General features: G+C 70.3%; 13 protein-coding genes. 1 reads left to right on the top strand and 12 read right to left on the bottom strand.

The window, feature by feature from the left end; genetic code table 11:
• Nucleotides 1-734: 734 nt before the first annotated feature.
• The 12 genes from ugpC to ABZW30_RS35230 all read right to left on the bottom strand — a co-directional run bounded on the left by ugpC (nt 735) and on the right by ABZW30_RS35230 (nt 16,166).
• The gene (gene ugpC / locus ABZW30_RS35285; protein WP_355675329.1) at nt 735-1,925 is read right to left on the bottom strand and encodes a sn-glycerol-3-phosphate ABC transporter ATP-binding protein UgpC; all 1,191 of its coding nucleotides are present in this window, start codon (nt 1,923-1,925) and stop codon (nt 735-737) included.
• Nucleotides 1,926-1,959: 34 nt separating this feature from the next.
• Nucleotides 1,960-2,790, bottom strand: a complete 831-nt coding sequence (locus ABZW30_RS35280) for a carbohydrate ABC transporter permease (RefSeq protein WP_355675328.1) — start codon at nt 2,788-2,790, stop codon at nt 1,960-1,962.
• Nucleotides 2,787-3,719 (bottom strand): sugar ABC transporter permease, encoded by a 933-nt coding sequence (locus ABZW30_RS35275; protein ID WP_355675327.1) that lies wholly within the window; start codon nt 3,717-3,719, stop codon nt 2,787-2,789. Before ABZW30_RS35275 ends, ABZW30_RS35280 begins: the two co-directional genes overlap by 4 nt.
• On the bottom strand, nt 3,716-4,993 hold the full coding sequence (locus ABZW30_RS35270) for an ABC transporter substrate-binding protein (protein WP_355675326.1): 1,278 nt from the start codon (nt 4,991-4,993) through the stop codon (nt 3,716-3,718). Before ABZW30_RS35270 ends, ABZW30_RS35275 begins: the two co-directional genes overlap by 4 nt.
• A 220-nt stretch (nt 4,994-5,213) precedes the next feature.
• Nucleotides 5,214-7,037: an FAD-dependent oxidoreductase gene (locus tag ABZW30_RS35265; RefSeq protein ID WP_355675325.1), complete on the bottom strand. Its 1,824-nt coding sequence runs from the start codon at nt 7,035-7,037 to the stop codon at nt 5,214-5,216.
• Between the two features lie 576 nt (nt 7,038-7,613).
• Nucleotides 7,614-8,852 (bottom strand): cytochrome P450, encoded by a 1,239-nt coding sequence (locus ABZW30_RS35260; RefSeq protein ID WP_355675324.1) that lies wholly within the window; start codon nt 8,850-8,852, stop codon nt 7,614-7,616.
• A 54-nt stretch (nt 8,853-8,906) separates the two neighbouring features.
• Nucleotides 8,907-10,301, bottom strand: a complete 1,395-nt coding sequence (locus ABZW30_RS35255) for an FAD-dependent oxidoreductase (RefSeq protein ID WP_355675323.1) — start codon at nt 10,299-10,301, stop codon at nt 8,907-8,909.
• Nucleotides 10,291-10,527, bottom strand: a complete 237-nt coding sequence (locus ABZW30_RS35250) for a ferredoxin (RefSeq protein WP_355675333.1) — start codon at nt 10,525-10,527, stop codon at nt 10,291-10,293. Before ABZW30_RS35250 ends, ABZW30_RS35255 begins: the two co-directional genes overlap by 11 nt.
• Before the next feature lie 197 nt (nt 10,528-10,724).
• Nucleotides 10,725-11,711 carry an antibiotic biosynthesis monooxygenase gene (locus ABZW30_RS35245; RefSeq protein ID WP_355675322.1) on the bottom strand — a complete coding sequence of 329 codons (987 nt, stop codon included), beginning with the start codon at nt 11,709-11,711 and terminating at the stop codon, nt 10,725-10,727.
• A 5-nt stretch (nt 11,712-11,716) separates the two neighbouring features.
• Nucleotides 11,717-14,446 carry a molybdopterin cofactor-binding domain-containing protein gene (locus tag ABZW30_RS35240; RefSeq protein WP_355675321.1) on the bottom strand — a complete coding sequence of 910 codons (2,730 nt, stop codon included), beginning with the start codon at nt 14,444-14,446 and terminating at the stop codon, nt 11,717-11,719.
• Nucleotides 14,443-15,270 carry an FAD binding domain-containing protein gene (locus tag ABZW30_RS35235; protein ID WP_355675320.1) on the bottom strand — a complete coding sequence of 276 codons (828 nt, stop codon included), beginning with the start codon at nt 15,268-15,270 and terminating at the stop codon, nt 14,443-14,445. Before ABZW30_RS35235 ends, ABZW30_RS35240 begins: the two co-directional genes overlap by 4 nt.
• A 296-nt stretch (nt 15,271-15,566) precedes the next feature.
• Entirely contained in the window at nt 15,567-16,166 is a 600-nt protein-coding gene (locus tag ABZW30_RS35230; protein WP_355675319.1) for a TetR/AcrR family transcriptional regulator, read from the bottom strand.
• 51 nt (nt 16,167-16,217) lie between these two features.
• Here ABZW30_RS35230 and ABZW30_RS35225 point away from each other — a divergent pair, with 51 nt between their 5' ends.
• Nucleotides 16,218-16,544 carry a hypothetical protein gene (locus ABZW30_RS35225; protein ID WP_355675318.1) on the top strand — a complete coding sequence of 109 codons (327 nt, stop codon included), beginning with the start codon at nt 16,218-16,220 and terminating at the stop codon, nt 16,542-16,544.
• Nucleotides 16,545-16,565 lie beyond the last annotated feature (21 nt).

Raw genomic sequence — 16,565 nt, 5'->3', positions numbered from 1 at the left:
GGGGAGGCGTCCGCGGCCGAGGCCACGGCCGGGACCACGGCGGCACCCAGGGCGGTCACACCGGCGGCACCCGCAAGAATCGCGGCAGAGGTACGCATACGGAGCTTGAAAGCGGGCATGTAGAGCAAGACCTCAATCGGGTTGGGCCGGTCTCACACCCCGCCTCGACCATGGCCGGACAGGGCCGAACGGTCGCGGGGAGTGACTCGGCGGTTAGCCGCATCCGGCGGGACAGAAGCCGGCGTGACTGACGACGAATGCCAAGGTGCCAGACCGGATCGACCCCCGCCAAGACCCCCCCACCACGATCCACCGTCGTACCTCACCGGCGGACGCCGCCGATCCGCAAGGCCCTCCGCACGGCCGCCCGGCCCGGCTGAGCTGCACATATGCCACGGCCGCACTCGCGATCGGCGTCGGCACGCAACCACTATCACCCGTCGTGGACCTCTTCCCATGTGAGCGGACTCACGGTTTATGTCCTGATTTGTCCGATTTGTTGGTCACTGACCGAACCGCCACCGACACCCCCAGTGCAGACGATCTTCCTGGGCTGAGACCCGCGTCACCGGCCTTGTCGACGGGCCCCCGCTGCCCTTGCAGGCCGCGTCAGCGAAGGCGTTGGCAACGACGACCGGCTGACCGCCTTCCGGGCCGGCCCGACCGTGAAGACGAGGATCGAGCCGCTGGAGAACGGCCGACTGCTGATCGTCGGCAGCCGGGGCCGCGACGGGTCAGTTCATGGACTGATCCGGGCGGCGGGTGAGGTTGGTGCCGTTGCGAGGGTCGAAGACGTGAATTCGGGGTGTGTTGATCCACAGGTCCAGGTGGGCGCCCTCGGTAGCACGGGTGGCGGTGTTGAGCCGGGCGACCACCCGGTGCTCCTGGGCGCCGGTGTCGGCCAGGCCGGAGTCGGCGGCGATCTCGGCGAGGTCCGCGGAATGGGCGGGCCCCTCACTCTCGGTGAAGTGCACGTACACGTCGGAGCCGACGGATTCGCGAACGTCCACGGTGACGGTGCAGACGGGGCCCGCGCCGTGGTCGTCGACGAGGGCGGCGTCCTCGAAGTCCTCGGGGCGGATGCCCATGATGACCTCGCGCGGCGCGTTGGCCCGTTCCAGGGCGCGGCGCTTGCAGTCGTCGAGGGGGAGGTCGCCGAGTGAGGTGCGCACGGTGTTCTGTTCCAGCGTGGCGGCGAGGAAGTTCATGCCGGGCGAGCCGATGAAGCCGGCGACGAAGAGGTTCACGGGTGCGTCGTAGAGGTGTTGTGGCGAGCCGACCTGCTGGACGATGCCGGAGCGCATGACGACCACGCGGTCGCCGAGGGTCATCGCCTCGACCTGGTCGTGAGTGACGTAGACGGTGGTGGTGCCCAGGCGTCGCTGGAGGGCGGCGATCTGGGTGCGCATCTGGACGCGGAGTTTGGCGTCGAGGTTGGACAGCGGTTCGTCCATCAGGAACGCCTTGGGGTCGCGGACGATGGCGCGGCCCATCGCGACCCGCTGGCGTTGGCCGCCGGAGAGGTTGGCGGGTCGGCGGTCGAGGTGCTGGGTCAGGTCGAGGATGCGGGCGGCCTCCTCGACCTTGGCGGCGATGGTGGCCTTGTCGACCTTGGCGAGGCGCAGCGCGAAGCCCATGTTGGCGCGGACGGTCATGTGGGGGTAGAGGGCGTAGCTCTGGAAGACCATGGCGATGTCGCGGTCCTTGGGGGCGCGGTCGTTGACGATCTGTCCGCCGATGCTGAGGGTGCCTTCGGTGATGTCCTCGAGTCCGGCGATCATGTTGAGGGTGGTGGACTTGCCGCAGCCGGAGGGGCCGACGAGGATGACGAATTCGCCGTCGGCGATGGTGAGGTTGAAGTCTTTGACGGCGAGTGCGCCGTCGGGGTAGCGCTTGGTGATGCCGTCGAGGACGATCTCGGCCACGGTTCGCCTTCCTGGTCCGCCTGGTGCGGCGGTCTCAACCTTTGACTGCGCCGGCGGTGAGGCCGGCGACGATGCGGCGTTGGAACAGCAGGACGAAGATCACGATCGGGATGGTGATGACCACCGCGGCGGCGGCGATGGATCCGGTCGGCTGCTGGAACTGGGAGCTGCCGGTGAAGAAGGCGATGGCCGCCGGCACGGTCCTGGCCGAGGTGGTCGAGGTCAGCGAGATGGCGAACAGGAAGTCGTTCCAGCAGAAGATGAAGACGAGGATGCCGGTGGTGAACACTCCTGGGGCGGCCAGCGGTGCGATGACCAGCCGGAAGGCCTGCCAGGGTGTGGCGCCGTCCACCCTGGCCGCCTTCTCCAGGTCCCACGCGATCTCGCGGAAGAACGCCGAGAGGGTGTAGATCGCCAGCGGCAGCGAGAACGTCGTGTACGGGATGATCAGGCCGGTCCAGGTGTCGAAGAGGCCGAGCAGGCGCTCGATGTTGAACAGCGGCGAGACCAGGGAGATCGGCGGGAACATGGCGATCAGCAGGGAGACGCCGATCAGCGGCCGCTTGCCGGGGAACCGCAGGCGGGCCACCGCGTAGGCGGCCATGGTGCCCAGCACGACGGCGATGGTGGTGGCGATCGCCGAGATGCCGATCGAGTTGACCAGGGCGCGGGTGAACTCCGAGGTCTGGAAGATGCCCCGGTAGTTCTCCCAGGTCCACTCGCGCGGGATGAAGTCGCCGTCGCCGAGGGTGCTCGGGTCCTTGAAGGAGAGGGCGACGATCCACCACACCGGGAACAGCGCGTACAGCACCACGATCAGGTTGGCGACGCCCCAGCTGGTCAGGGTGCGGGTGCGGCTGCTCATCGGCGCTCCGGTTCGCCACCCGGCGCGGCGGCGCCGAAGACCTTGATGAAGACGAAGGCGATGACCGCCACGCAGAGGAAGGTCAGCACCGAGATCGCCGACCCGATGCCCAGGTTCAGGGCGGTGAACAGGTTGTCGTAGCCGAGGATCGACACCGAGCCGGTGCCGTTGGAGCCGCCGGTCAGCACGTAGATGTCGTCGAAGACGCGGAAGGCGTCCAGGGTGCGGAACAGCAGGGCGACCAGGATCGCCGGCTTCATCAACGGCAGCACCACCAGACGCAGCCGTTGCCAGAACGTCGCACCGTCCACCATTGCCGCCCGGACGGTCTCCTCGGGCACCAGCGCGAGGCCCGCGAGCAGCAGCAGGGCCATGAACGGCGTGGTCTTCCACACCTCGGCCAGGATGATCAGGCCGATGGCCTGCCACTGGTCGGTCAGCGGGGCGCTGCCCTGCGGCAGGAGCGCGGCGAGGTAACCGACACCGGGTGTCCAGGCGTACTGCCAGGAGTAGGCGGCGACCACGGTGACGATGCCGTACGGGATCAGCACCGCGGTACGGACGGTACCGCGGCCGAACACCGCGCGGTGCATCACCAGGGCGAGCGCCATGCCGAGCACCAGCTCGATCGCCACCGACACCAGGGTGATCAGCACGGTCACCCACAGCGCCTGCCACCAGAACGGCGAGCTGAGCACCGCGACGTAGTTGGACAGCCCCACCCAGTGCGCCTGCTGCGGGAACCGCAGGTCGTAGCGCTGCAGCGACAGGTGGATCGCGTACGCGATCGGGTAGGCGGTGACGGCCAGCATCACGATCGCCGCGGGCGCGCACAGCAGCAGGCCCAGCCGACGCTCCTGGCGGGCGCCCTCGAAGAGCTTCGCGGTCTTCTTCCCGGCCGGGTCGCCGAGTGAGGTGGCAGGTGTCACGGGATCAGTCCCTTGGAGCCGAGGGCGTCCTCGATCTGCCCGCGCAGGTCCGCCACGGTGCTCTCCGGACGGATGTCGGCGGGCGGCGAGAGGGTGTGCGTGATGGCGATGGACACGTTCTGATAGGCAGGGGTCTGCGGCCGCACGCTCGCGTTGTCCAGCGCGGCCAGCACGTCCGCGGCGAACGGGTAGCTCTCGGTGAGCTCGGCCGCCTGGTACAGGCTGCGCAGCGACGGTGGCAGGCCGCCCTTCAGCGCGTTGGTCAGCTGGTTCTCGCGGTCCCGCAGGCACAGGGTGGCCTCGAACGCGAGGTCCGGGTGCCGGCCGTACGCGCCCACGGCCAGGTCGATCCCACCGATGGTGACGGTCGCCGGACGACCGGGCACCACCGACGGGTACGGCGCCCAGCGCAGGTGCTTGAACAATTCGGGCTGATTGGCCCTCATCGACGGGTAGACGAACGGGTAGTTGAGCTCGAAGGCGGCCGTCCCCGACTCCATCGCCAGCCGGTTCTGGTCCTCCATCTGGTTGGGCAGCGAGGGGTCGGCGGCCACCGACGTGGCGGTGTCGTGCATCACCCGCGCGGCCAGCACCGCGGGCGGACCGAGCGAGGGCGCCTGCGCGTCCGGGGTGAGGATCGAGCCGCCCGCACTGGTGACCAGAGTGTTGAACCACACCGTCAGGCCCTCGTACTGGGCCCCCTGGATCTCCACGTGATGCGGCTTGCCCTGCTTGGCCAACGCGTCCGCCTGGCCGAGCATCTCCGTCCACGTCCCCGGCGCGTTCGTCACCAGGTCGTCCCGGTACCAGAGCAGCTGCGTGTTGGAGTTGTACGGCGCCGCGAACAGGTGCCCCTGCCAGGTCGCGGTCCGCACTGCCGCCTCGAGGGTGTCCGAGGTGGCCTGCTTCTTCATCGTGCCGGTCCACTCGCGGATCCAGCCGGCCTCCGCGAACTCCGTCGGCCAGGTCACGTCCAGGCCGAGGATGTCCACGCCCGCGTCGTGCGCGGCCATCCGCCGCACCAGCTGCTGGCGCTGCCCGTCGGCGCCGCGTGGCAGCTTGTCGTACTTGATGGTGTACCGGCCACCGGACTGACGGCTGCAGCGGTCGGCCGCCTGCTGGAGCGCACCCGAATCGTCCGGGAAGTTGTACCAGTTCAACGTGGCCGGCCCGCCAGGCCCACTGCTTCCACAGCCCGCCAGGCCCGACGCGAGCACGAACAGGCCCGCGGCGGCGGTCAGCCGCCGTGAGCGGGATCCGCGGATACCGGGCATCGCTCTCCCGACATGGAGATGGACGGACCCGCCGACGGTAGCCGGGCGTGGATTCGGCGCCGAACGCGCCGCGCCGTCGACCGTCCCACCGGGCGTCAGGTGCCGCCGGACCGGGTCCGGCGGCACCCGCCGCTGCCCGGCCGGGCCGGAGTGGGCGGCCTCACGGCGCGGACCGGAGCAGCGGGCGCGGGGACGGCGGCGACGCCGCGCCGGTTCCCGCTCAGCGGTGGTGGACCTCCAGGAAGGTGCGGACGGCCGACTCGAGGGCGCCCTCGATCCAGGCCGGCTTGAGGCTGGTGTGCTCGCCGGCGAAGTGGACGCGGCCCTCCGGGGTCCGGGTGGCCGGGTGGAGCTCGTGCAGCTGACCGGGGGTGACGATGGCGGCCTCACCGAGGGCGTACCGGGCGCGCGCCCAGGACTGGGTGGCGCCGACTCCGGTGAACTCCCTCCGCACACGCGGCCCCATGAGCCGCTCCAGGTCGTCGAGGGCGAAGGCGTATCGCTCGCCCGGGGTGAGCGAGTCCCAGCGCGCCGCGTCGTCCGACCAGGTGTACGAGGCGAGCACCACGCCCCCCGAGGAGCCCTCCGGCGCGTGCGAGGGGAAGTAGGTGAAGCGGCTGGGGCTGTCGCTGACGCAGCCGCCGCCGGTGAAGCCGTCCAGGCCTTCCTCCCAGAACCGGCGGTGGAACTCGAGCAGGACCTTGGTGGCCGAGTCGTAGTGCAGCTCCGCGACGGCCCGGCGCTTGGGGTAGGACATCAGGGGCTCGATCCGGCAGAACCGCAGCGCGCTGAACGGGAGGGTGACGATCGCGTAGTCGCCCTCGAAGGTCTCGGTGGGAGCGGCGGGAGCGCCGTCGCAGGAGTCCTCGTCGCCGCTCTCCGCGACCGTCTCGATGGTGACCTTGCCGGCGTCCTGCACCAGGCGGGTCATCCGGTGACCGAGGCGCAGGTCGTCCCGGAGCGGGGCGGCCAGCGCGTCGGTGAGCGTGGCGGTGCCGCCCTCCAGTTCCCAGTAGCGGTTGGTCGGACTGATCACCGCGTGGTCGATCAGGGTGGGGATCAACGAGTAGTGCAGCCGGGAGGTGAGGTTCTCCAGGGTGCCGGCGGCCTGGACGGACGCCGGGTCCCAGCCGGCGTCCTCGCGCAGGAAGCGGCGGGTGGAGTGGTAGCCATAGGTGGAGAAGATGTGGGTCCAGGCGTCCAGCCGGTGGCGGATGTCGCCGTCCCGGACCGAGACCTGCTCGAACGCCTTGTCGAGGGCACTGGCGGTGGTGGAGTCGAACCGGGCGCCGAAGGAGCGGTTGACCATGGTCGGCGACTGGGCGTACGCGGCGCGGGTGGTCCGGGTGCCGTTGACGGAGATCAGACTGCGGAAGCAGGCCGCGGGCGGGGTGAACGTCCGGTCCGGGCCGTTGCTCCAGGTCTCCCCCGTGAACGAGCGGTACGTCACCGGCGGAACGGCGCCGGTCGGGCCGGCGCCCGGCGCGATGTCGGCGTTGTAGAACAGGCGCCGCTTCAGGCCGAGCTTGTCGGCGAGCGCCAGGACGAGCGGGTGGAAGTCGGGCAGGCGCATGGCGCCGGCCTCCGCGTGCAGCCGGGGGTCGGCGAAGATACCGCGGAAGGTCTTGATCCGCCCGCCGACCCGGTTGGCGTTGGCCTCGATGACGGTCACCTCGTGACCGGCCTGCTTGAGCAGCGTCGCAATGGTCAGCCCGGCGACGCCCGCACCCACCACCAGCACCCGCTTCCGGTCGGTGCGGGGCGGCAGGTGGCCGTCGATCAGGATGCGCAGGTATTCGAGGGTCAGGTCGGTCTGCTCGTCCGCACCGACCATGAGCATCTCGCGGGCCAGCGCGCGGCTGACCGCCTCGTCGGCCACCGGGCCGACGCTCGGCGCGTACGCGGGCACCGTGGCCGCCGCGGCCCGGGCGCCGAGGCCGACCGCCGCCACGGCGGCCGACCCGAGGAGGGCACGCCTCCCCAGCCGGGGCTGCCCGAGGGCGGCGCTCGACTCGCCGGACCGGCTCACAGTGGGCTGACTCACGTTCTCTCCTGACGAAGGCAGTTGGGACACCGTCCAAGCAACGCCCGACCACCGCACTGCGCAACGCCGATCTCCCGAAGATCACCCGCACCGGTCACGTCCAACACCGTTGCGTTCAACGGCGGGTGGGGGTGCGACCACGCACATCGGCCTGAGCTCGGAGCCGTCGATCCGGTTCCCGGGTGATCGCTTCGTGTCGGCGGACGCGGCGGACTCCCCGACGGCGGTCGGTTGGCCTGGCTCCGGTCCACATGTCGGGATTCGGTGACGGTCGGTCAACCGGGCCGGGATCACGGTCGGCCGTGCGATGGTGATCTGCGGACGTCGATGCCGCTTCCGGCCGGCGTGGTGGTGGAGGACGTGGTCGATGCCGGCCGCGTGGTTCGGATGGTCGGCCGGGTGGCCGGTGATCGGGCCGGGTGCCCCGGGTGCGGCACGTGGTCGGTGCGGGTGCAGGACCGGTACCGGCGGCGGCCGGCGGACACAGCCGCGGGCGGATCGAGGGACTCACCTACCGGTACGGCCGCTGCAGCGTGCTGCAGCGGCCGTACCGGCGGCGATCCGGGGCACCGTGGGTTACGGCTTGAGTCCGTCGAAGGCGATGCCCAGGTGCCGGGGGCCGCGCAGGACCGCGTTCCGGCGGTACGGGGGCGGGTCCTCGACCAGGCGGGGGTCGTCGAGCCGGCGCACCAGCTCGGTCAGCGCGATCTGCGCCTCCAGCCGGGCGAGGGGGGAGCCGAAGCAGTTGTGGATGCCGCTGCTGAATCCCAGGTGCTGGTTGTCGGGCCGGTCGGGGATGAACCGGTCGGGGTCGACGAAGCGCTGGGGGTCCCGGTTGCCGGAGGCGAGCACCAGCCAGATCGAAGCGCCCTTGGGGATGGTGGTCCCCGCGATGTCGATGTCGGTCAGCGTGGTCTTCTGGGGCAGCAGGTGCACCGGCGGTTCGAAGCGCAGCAGTTCCTCCACCAGCGGGACGATCAGGTCCTGGTCCTCACGGAGCCGCTTCAGGACGTCGGGGTTGCGCAGCAGGGTGAGCATGCCGTTGGTGATGAGGTTGACCGTGGTCTCGTGGCCGGCGATCAGCAGCAGGATCGAGGTGCTGACGATCTCCACCAGCGACATCCGGTCGTCCGGTCCCGGTCCGGTGGCCATCGCGGAGAGCATGTCGTCGCGGGGCGAGCGGCGGCGGTCCTCGATCAGCTCGGCGAGGTAGGCGGCGAGGTCGGTCTGCGCCTGCCGGACGGCCTGTTTCTGTGCCTCGCGTTCCTCGGCCGAGCCGCGGACCGGGTCGACGCTGGCGGCGATCGTGTCGGCCCATCCGTGGAAGCGGGGTTCGTCCTCGCGGGGAATCCCCAGCAGGCGGCAGATCACCGTGACCGGGAAGGGATAGGAGAAGTCGTCGACCAGGTCGATCCGGTCCCGGTCCCCGAAGCCGTCGATCAGCTCGGACACGATCTCGCCGAGCTCGCCGCGCATCTCGTACACGCGCCGCGGGGTGTGCGGCGGCCCGAACGGCCGCATCGCGAGTCGGCGCAGCCGGTCGTGCTCGGGTGGGTCGAGCCTGATGAAGGCAGGGGGGAGGTCGGGGTTGTCCTCCCGGCCGAGGAGCTTGGCGGCCTCGGGGTTCAGGTTGCGCAGATCGGAGCTGACCCGGGGGTCGTGGAGCAGGCTGTGGATCTCCCAGTACGTGCTGACCAGGTAGGGGCCGTCCTCGTCCCGTACCACCGGGGTCTTGCGGAGCTCGGCGTACAGCGGGTAGGGGTCGGCGCGGTTGGCGTAGTCGGTGATCTGGCGCAGGAGCGCGACCGACGTCATGGCGGTTTCCTTCCGGGTTCGTCGGCCGAGGGCCGTCCGTGCTGGAGGGCTCGGTCAGGCGCGTACAGGGGTGAACGTGAGGCGCTGGTCGGTCGGCGAGTGGCCGCTGATGGTGACGGTCGGCCCGTGGGTCGGGAGCGAGGGGTCGGGGAACCGGGCCGGCACGGGCCGCATTCCCTCGGGGCGCCGGTCGACGGTGGGGTACTCGGGCGGGAAGGGGGCGGCCTGTTCGATCTGGCGCTGGTAGAACTCCAGCCATTTCGCCTGGTCGAAGGTGACGGCGGCGATCATGCGGCCCTGGTAGCCGTAGACCGCGGTGAAACGGCGGTCGGCCGGTGAGCCCTGGGTGACGATGATCTCGTCGGCCATGGGCGGCACGCCGACGGACTTGATGTTGACGCCGAACTGGGCGGACCAGAAGTACGGCGTCCACACGTGCGGGCGGCGGTCCGCGCTGGCACTGATCATGTTGTGGGCCGCGACCTCGGCTTGCGCCACCGCGTTGCCCCAGTGCTCCAGGGAGAGGAACTGGTAGCCGAACAGGGGGTGGGGGGAGCGTGCGACATCGCCGGCGACGAAGATGTCGTCGGTGACGATGCCCCGTACGTCGAAGGCCCGGCAGCCGGCGTCGCAGGCGATGCCGCGCGGGCCGGCGCCCAGGCCCGAGCCGGCGAGCCACTCGGTGTTGCGCGTCGCGCCCAGGCAGACGACCGCCACCTCGACCTCGACATTGCCGCCGTCGGAGAAGTGCGCACGCCTGAGCCGCCCGGCGGAGTCCCCCTCCAGCCCGGTCACCGTCACACCGCACCGCAGGTCCACGCCGTGCTCGCGCTGCAGCTGGGCGGCCACCTCGCCGACCACGCCGCCGAGCGCACCCACCAGGGGCGCCGCGCCGCGCTCCGCGACGGTCACCTCCAGCCCCCGCTCCCGGCAGGCGGAGGCGATCTCCGAGCCGGTGAACCCCGCACCGATCACCAGCACCCGGCGCGGCCCGGCGCCCAGGCGGCGGTGCAAGCGGGTGGCGTCGTCGCTGGTGCGCAGCAGGAAGACCCCGTCCAGCTCGGCCTCCAGCTCGTGCACCCAGGGCCGGGCGCGAACCCCTGTCGTGATCAGCAGCCGGTCGTACTCCACCGAGTCGCCGTCGGCCAGGCGTACCACTTTGGCCGCCGGGTCCAGTCCGGTGGCCGCGACCCCGAGCCGCCACCGCGCGTCCAGCGCCCGGCGCCGGGGCAGCAGCGTGCCGTCGGCGGGCACCCGGCCGAGCAGCACCTGCTTGGACAGCGGCGGCCGGTCGTACGGCTCGTAGGGCTCGTCACCGATCATGGTCAGCGTGCCGGTGAAACCCTCCTCGCGGAGCGTCTCGGCGGCCCGAAGACCGGCCAGGGAGGCCCCCACGATGACGATGCGCCCCTCCCTCCTGAGCTTCTCCAGGAAACCGTCAACCGACATGGGGGACCCCCGCTTTCTCGCCGGCCGGTGCTGCGTCCAGGCACTCCACGGTGATGGCCTTGACGGGGCATGCCTGCGCGGCCCGCAGTGCGTGCTCCCGCTGGGCGTCGTCGGGCATGGGGTCGTACATCAAAGCCTCGTCACCGTGCATGGTGAACACGTCCGGCGCCAGGAACGCGCACTGCGCGTACCCCTGGCACCGGTTGAGATCAACGACAAGCCTCATCATGCCTCCGTTCCATCGGCGACCTGGCCAATGAGGTGCGGGACGCCCTGCCTACCGGGGCAGCTCGCACCAGCGGTCATACCAGCTGCGCTCCGGACCGCGTCCCGGCGACCGCAGCCCCTGCGCCGACGGCCTGACGGATATCCCCCTGACGGACCAGCGGCGCCGCACGCTTCGGCGCGGTTCCCTCCTGAGAGTCAGGGCAGGGTCCAGAAGCGGGTCGTGACGAGGTAGAAGGCGATGACCCAGAACGCGGTCACCCCGGCGACGATGCCGAGACCGATGCGGTTGGTCCTCGCCGGCGGCTCGCCCGGTGAGGGTCGAAGCCACCGCTTGAGCAGCGGGTTCACGTAGTAGGGCATCGTCAGGAAGCTCATGGTGAAGCTCGACAGCAGGTTGCCCACCAGCAGTCCGATCCAGAGCGGCATCTTCAGCGGTGACAGGGCGAGCGTCAGCAGCACGACGGTCGGGTACAGGCCGACCCACACCGCGATGGCGGTTTTGGTTTCCGACGGCGGCGGCGTCTGCTTGCCGTTCTCCTCGAAGGCGAACCAGCTGCCGAACGAGTCATCGATCGTCCGAAGTTTGAACTCACTGAACTTCTTGCCCTCGGCGAGGATCTTCCGCCGCGTGCCTGACGTCAGCCAGGCGTCGAGGTGCTCGGCGCTGTCGAACCGGTACAGCGTGGTCCACTCGTCCTGAAGCCCCTCGATCGGGCGGAAGAGCTCCGTACCGCGAAAGCCCTCGAATGTCCGCTCCTCCTGACTCATGCGCTGCTGCCAGTCGAGGAACTCGTCGACGTGGTCGGGGTGGACGCGGTGGGCGACCACGACGGTCACGAGCGGATCCGGTGCCTGCACGCCGCCTCTGACGACCTGCTGGGTTCCCGGGCCGTCGATGTACCTGCTGCCGGCGTCGAGCAGGTTCTGCCTGGTCGCGCTGTTGATCCATGCCTGCAGATGGGCTATCGAGTCGAACCGGTAGACGACGACCCAGTCGGGTTGCAGGGACGTCGGCGGGGAGACCTCCGCGCCGAGGTAGCCGGCGTAGTCGGCGGCGGCGGCGTTGACGTCCTGCTGCCACGCCTCGTACTCGCGCTCCAGCCCCGGCCGGACCTTCAGACCGATGATGGCCGTTGCCCCGGCGTCCCCGTCCCCGTCCCCGTCCCCGTCCCCGGGATTCACGGCGTTCATCTCGGTCCGGGCGCCGTCGACACCGGCCTGGCTTCGTTCAGCCGACTGTAGATCCGTTCCGGGGTCAGCGGCAGCGCGCGGTAGCGGACGCCCGTGGCGTCGTGGAGCGCGCTCGCCAACGCGGGGGCCACCGGATTGATACAGCACTCGGCGATCCCCTTCGAGCGCATCGGCCCGACCGAGTCCGAGGACGCCACCAGGAGCACGTCGGTGCGGGGGATGTCGGCGTAGGTGGGGATGCGGTAGTTGCGGAGGTTCGGGTTGACCATGACGCCGTTCGCGTCGATCTGGTGATTCTCGGTCAGCGCGAAGCCGATTCCCTGGGCGACGCCGCCCTCCACCTGTCCCCGGACCTGTACGGGGTTGATGACGTCGCCGGCGTCGGTGGCCTGCACGCTGTAGAGGATGCGGATCTCGCCCGTCACCCGGTGGACGGCGATGCGGAAGCCCTGCGTGTTGGAGGTGACGCTTCGCGGGGAGCCGTAGGCCTTGCGGGCGGCGGTGAAGCGGATTCCGCGCGCGCGGGCCAGGGCGACGAGGTCCGCCAACGACACGTGCTGCTCGCCGCAGAGGACGCCGTCGTCGTTCATCGAGCACATCACGACGTGGACGCCCGTGTGGGCGGCGGCGAACTCCAGGATCCGGTCCCGCACCGCGTTGGCCGCACGGAGGACGGCGTTGCCCGCCACGAAGAGTCCCGCGCTCGCGAAGGCGCCGGTGTCGAATCCCGTGCGGTCGGTGTCGGACTGCACCAGGCGGATCCGCTCCGGCGTCGTGCCCAACTGGCCGGCCGCGATCTGGATGTGGGCGGTGGGGGTGCCCTGGCCGAACTCGACCGTCCCGACGGCCAGCTCGTACACCAGGTCGTCCCCGAGCGTGACCCAGGCCTCCGAGATGTGCTCGGTCGGGGGCGCGGTCTCGTGCAGGGAACTCGCCACGCCGGCCCCGACGAGCCAGTCGGGCCCCGGTGACGGCTCGTGAGCCGTGCGGGCCATCGCGGCGTCCACCAGGTCGATGCACTTGGCGAGTCCGTCCTCGCTGAACGTCACGTCGTCGGGTCCGTCGTGCATGGCGACGAGCGGATCGCCCGGTCGGACGATGTTGCGGCGCCGCAGTTCGAGCGGGTCGAGGTGCAGGGCACGGGCCAGTTCGTCCATCGCCGATTCCACGGCGAACGCCGGCTGTGTCATCCCGTATCCGCGCAGTGCCCCGCTCGGAACGGTGTTCGTGTAGACGGCGTAGGCGTCGTACTTCTTGTTGGGGCAGCGGTAGATCATGACGGCGCTGCCTCCCCCGTACAGCGTCTCACCGCCGTGGTTGCCGTAGGCGCCGGTGTTCGACACGTTGCGGACCTGGAACGCCGTCAGCGTTCCGTCCGCCTTCGCGCCGAGCTTGACCGTCAGCGTCATCGGATGCCGGGGCGAGGCCGTGGTGAACTCCTCCTCGCGGGTGTACTCGAAGCAGACGGGCCGCCCGGTGTCCAGCGTGGCGAGCGCGGCCAGGTCCTCCGAGAACACCTCCTGTTTGCCGCCGAAGGCGCCGCCCACGCGCTTGCAGAACACGCGTAGTTGGTCCGGCCGCAGCGCGAACAGGTAGGCGAGTTTGACCTTGGCGATCGACGGCGACTGCGAACTGGTACGGACGTTCAGGCGGCCGTCCTCCATCCAGGCGATCGAGCCGTGGGTCTCCAGGTGCGCTTGCTGCACGCGCGGGGAGGAGTACGTGCCCTCGTGGATCACGTCGGCGTCGGCGAATCCGGCGTCGACGTCACCGATGTGCGAATGGAGCTCCAGCAGGATGTTGTGGACCGGATCCCGGACGAAGGGGTCGTCCGTGCCGTGCAGCTGCGGCGCCCCCTCGGCCATCGCCTCCTCGGGGTCGAACACGGCCGGCATGACGTCGTAGTCGACGACGACCCTCCGGCAGCCTTCCTCCGCCGCCCCGACGGTGTCGGCCAGGACGGCCACGACACGCTGGCCGACGAAGCGCACCGTGTCGTCGAGGATGAAGGTGTCGTCCGGATCGACGAGATGATCGGTGTGGATCGCCGTGGTGAAGCGCTTGCGCGGCACGTCCTCCCAGGTGTAGACCCGGCGCACGCCGGGAACCGCGAGTGCGGCGGTCTTGTCGATCGAGACGATCCGGGCGTGCGCGTGCGGTGAGTGCAACACCTTGAGGTGCAGCATGCCGTCGAGGTGGACGTCCATGGTGAACTCGGCGCGGCCGGTCACCACATCGTCGGCCGCCGGTGTGCCGACACTCCTCCCCACGGCCTTCCCCGGGGCCGCCGTCTCCACGCCGGTGACGCCCCGCACGGCGTCCTCGATCGCCCGGTAGCCGGTGCAGCGGCAGAGGTTTCCCTTCAACGCCCGGGGCAGGTCGTCCTTCTGAGCCTCGGTGAGCGCCGCCGACGTCATGATCATCCCAGCCGTGCAGAAGCCGCACTGGAATCCCGGGGCGTCACGGAACTGTCGTTGCATCGGATGCAGGTCACCCGGTGATCCGAGGCCTTCGATCGTCGTCACCTCGTGACCGTCCGCGCGGAACGCGGGGGTGATGCAGCTGTGCACCGGATCGCCGTCCAGCCACACCGTGCACGCGCCACAATCGCCCGCGTCGCACCCCTTCTTGACGCCGAAGTGACCGATCGAACGGAGGAAGGTGCGTAGGCACTGACCGGGCTCCGGCTCCTCGTCGAAGCTCCTGCCGTTCACGATGAACGTCATGCCGGGCCCCCAGCCACGAGTTCGTGACGGATCTCTTCGGTGAAGTGCTTGGTCAGGTGGCGCCGGTGTTCGGGGGTCCCGTTCGGATCGGCGAACCAGACGTCGGCGGGGATGACGTCGATGCTGTGCTGAAGGGTCCGCGCGTCGGGCATGCTGTCGAAGACGATCCGCACCGGCCGCGTGGTACCGGCGGTGACGGTGAGCAGCAGGTCGTTCGTCCCGGGCGTCTGGGTGCCGATGAGGAAGACCGTCGAACGGCCGAGGTGGGTCAGCGTGAAGCGGCGGTGCACGGTGCGTTTGCGCAGGGCGCTCGCCGGAATCCTGATGCGGCGCAGGAGTTCGCCGGGTGCGAGGATGTTGCGGTTGTCACCGGTCACGAAGTCGAGGGCGTCGACGACGCGGGTCGACCCGTCGGGAGCCCACAGCTCGTACCCTGCCTCGAGGGCGACCGTCAGGGTGATCATCGGGCCGGCGGGCAACGACAGGCAGATGTTGCCGCCGACGGTCGCCGCGTTCCACACCTTGAACGAGGACAGGAACGCCTCGCAGCCCGTGGCGAAGAGGGTGCCCGCGGTCCAGTCACGCGGCGGCTCGAAGGCATACAGGTCGCGGATGGTGCAGGTCGCACCGATCTCCAGGCCCGTGTCGCTCGGAACGAGCGGATCCCAGCCGAGGGACGCCAGGTCGATCAGGCGGCGCAGGCTCGGCTGCTCGGTGGAGAACAGGAACGTGCCGCCCGCGAGCCAGGCATCGCCTTCACGCCAGCCCAGCCCGGGCCGATCGGGCGGGCGCCGGACGACTTCGGTGATGGTGTTGAGGTCCATGGGAACCGTTCTCCCTCACGACGACCACCGTGCGGCGGACCGCCCACCGAATCACCGTCGGGCCGCAACGGTCGCACCGCCGGAGGAGGAACCTCGGCGGGCGCTCGGAATTCGTCTCAAGCGTATAGCCGGACGAGCCGGGCCCGCCAAGTCAGGACCTCGGCGTGACGTCGAGCCGTCGGGGTCCGTGCGTGGTGCCGGCCGTGCATCGGCGGTCGGAGGCGCGGTGCCCTGTCAGGCCCGGTTCCTCCGTCCGCTTTCGATCTGCGTGCGGTTTTCGGGCTTGCCCGTCTCGGTCACGGATTGTGATCGCGGCGCGATGGTGCGGGGCTGGTGTCGTGTGGCCATACGGCGCTCAGCACGCGGTTCGGCCAGTCGCCGGGGATGCCGGCGACGGTGACGTATTGGCCGTAGAAGGAGCCGATGAGCATGCTGGTGAGCGCGTCGAGGTCGGCGGAGTCCGGGAGGTCGCCGGCCGCCAGTGCTTGCCGGAGCAGCGCCCGCCGCGGCTCGACGATGCGGGTCCTGAAGAGGTGGAGCAGTTCGGGGTGGCGTCCCTCTTCGGCGAGCAGTGAGCCGAGGACGGCCAGCGCGGGGACGGCCCGCAGGTTGCTGTGGAAGTTTTCGAGGATCGCCAGGGCGTGGGCGCGGGGGGTCGGGGCGTCGGCGGGCGCTTCCTCGACCCGTAGCGAGCCGATCACCACGGCGACCAGCTCCGCCTTGTTCCGGTACCGGCGTCGGAGGCTGGGCACGGTGGTGCCTGCGGCGGCGGCCACGGATTCCAGCGACATGCGGGCGTAGCCGAGCTCGCCGAGCTGGCGGGCGGCGGCCGACAGGATCGCTCGGTCCAGGGCCGGGTTTCTCGGCCGTCCGGCCTTCACCTGTGGAGTGTTCATTGGATTATGATGTGGCATCGGAACGTAATTCATCGAGGGTGGGGGATCACCATGACCGAGTCACTGCCTGCGACTGCACACGTCCGCCTCTCGCCTGGCACTTTCGACCCGAGCCGGTTCGAAGAGGTCGACGCCATGAACACGAAGACCTCGGAGTACCTGATCCCGGCCGTCAAGCGGCTGCCGGGGCTCATCCACTTTTACGCGGGCGTCTCGCCGGACGGGTCGATGACGCACGTCAGCGTCTGGGACTCCAGCGAGCATGCGGCGCAGTTGGACCACCTGAAGGAGATGCAGGTCGTCGCACGCGGGGAGATGGAGGCGGTCGGCGTGACGTTCCACCCGAAAGCCACCTACCCGATCACCTGGACCATCTGACCTGATACGGCAAGCCAGGAT

This window comes from Kitasatospora sp. NPDC004669, assembly GCF_040609455.1.
In the GTDB taxonomy this organism is placed as follows: domain Bacteria; phylum Actinomycetota; class Actinomycetes; order Streptomycetales; family Streptomycetaceae; genus Kitasatospora.
This window is presented reverse-complemented; position numbering and strand designations above follow the sequence as displayed.

Bases quoted from the DNA above. Each gene is read 5' to 3' on its own strand.
- ABZW30_RS35250 (WP_355675333.1), bottom strand. From the start codon at position 10,527: ATGAGGCTTGTCGTTGATCTCAACCGGTGCCAGGGGTACGCGCAGTGC.
- ABZW30_RS35270 (WP_355675326.1), bottom strand. From the start codon at position 4,993: ATGCCCGGTATCCGCGGATCCCGCTCACGGCGGCTGACCGCCGCCGCG.
- ABZW30_RS35240 (WP_355675321.1), bottom strand. From the start codon at position 14,446: ATGACGTTCATCGTGAACGGCAGGAGCTTCGACGAGGAGCCGGAGCCC.
- ABZW30_RS35260 (WP_355675324.1), bottom strand. From the start codon at position 8,852: ATGACGTCGGTCGCGCTCCTGCGCCAGATCACCGACTACGCCAACCGC.
- ABZW30_RS35255 (WP_355675323.1), bottom strand. From the start codon at position 10,301: ATGTCGGTTGACGGTTTCCTGGAGAAGCTCAGGAGGGAGGGGCGCATC.
- ABZW30_RS35230 (WP_355675319.1), bottom strand. From the start codon at position 16,166: ATGAACACTCCACAGGTGAAGGCCGGACGGCCGAGAAACCCGGCCCTG.
- ABZW30_RS35235 (WP_355675320.1), bottom strand. From the start codon at position 15,270: ATGGACCTCAACACCATCACCGAAGTCGTCCGGCGCCCGCCCGATCGG.
- ABZW30_RS35280 (WP_355675328.1), bottom strand. From the start codon at position 2,790: ATGAGCAGCCGCACCCGCACCCTGACCAGCTGGGGCGTCGCCAACCTG.
- ABZW30_RS35225 (WP_355675318.1), top strand. From the start codon at position 16,218: ATGACCGAGTCACTGCCTGCGACTGCACACGTCCGCCTCTCGCCTGGC.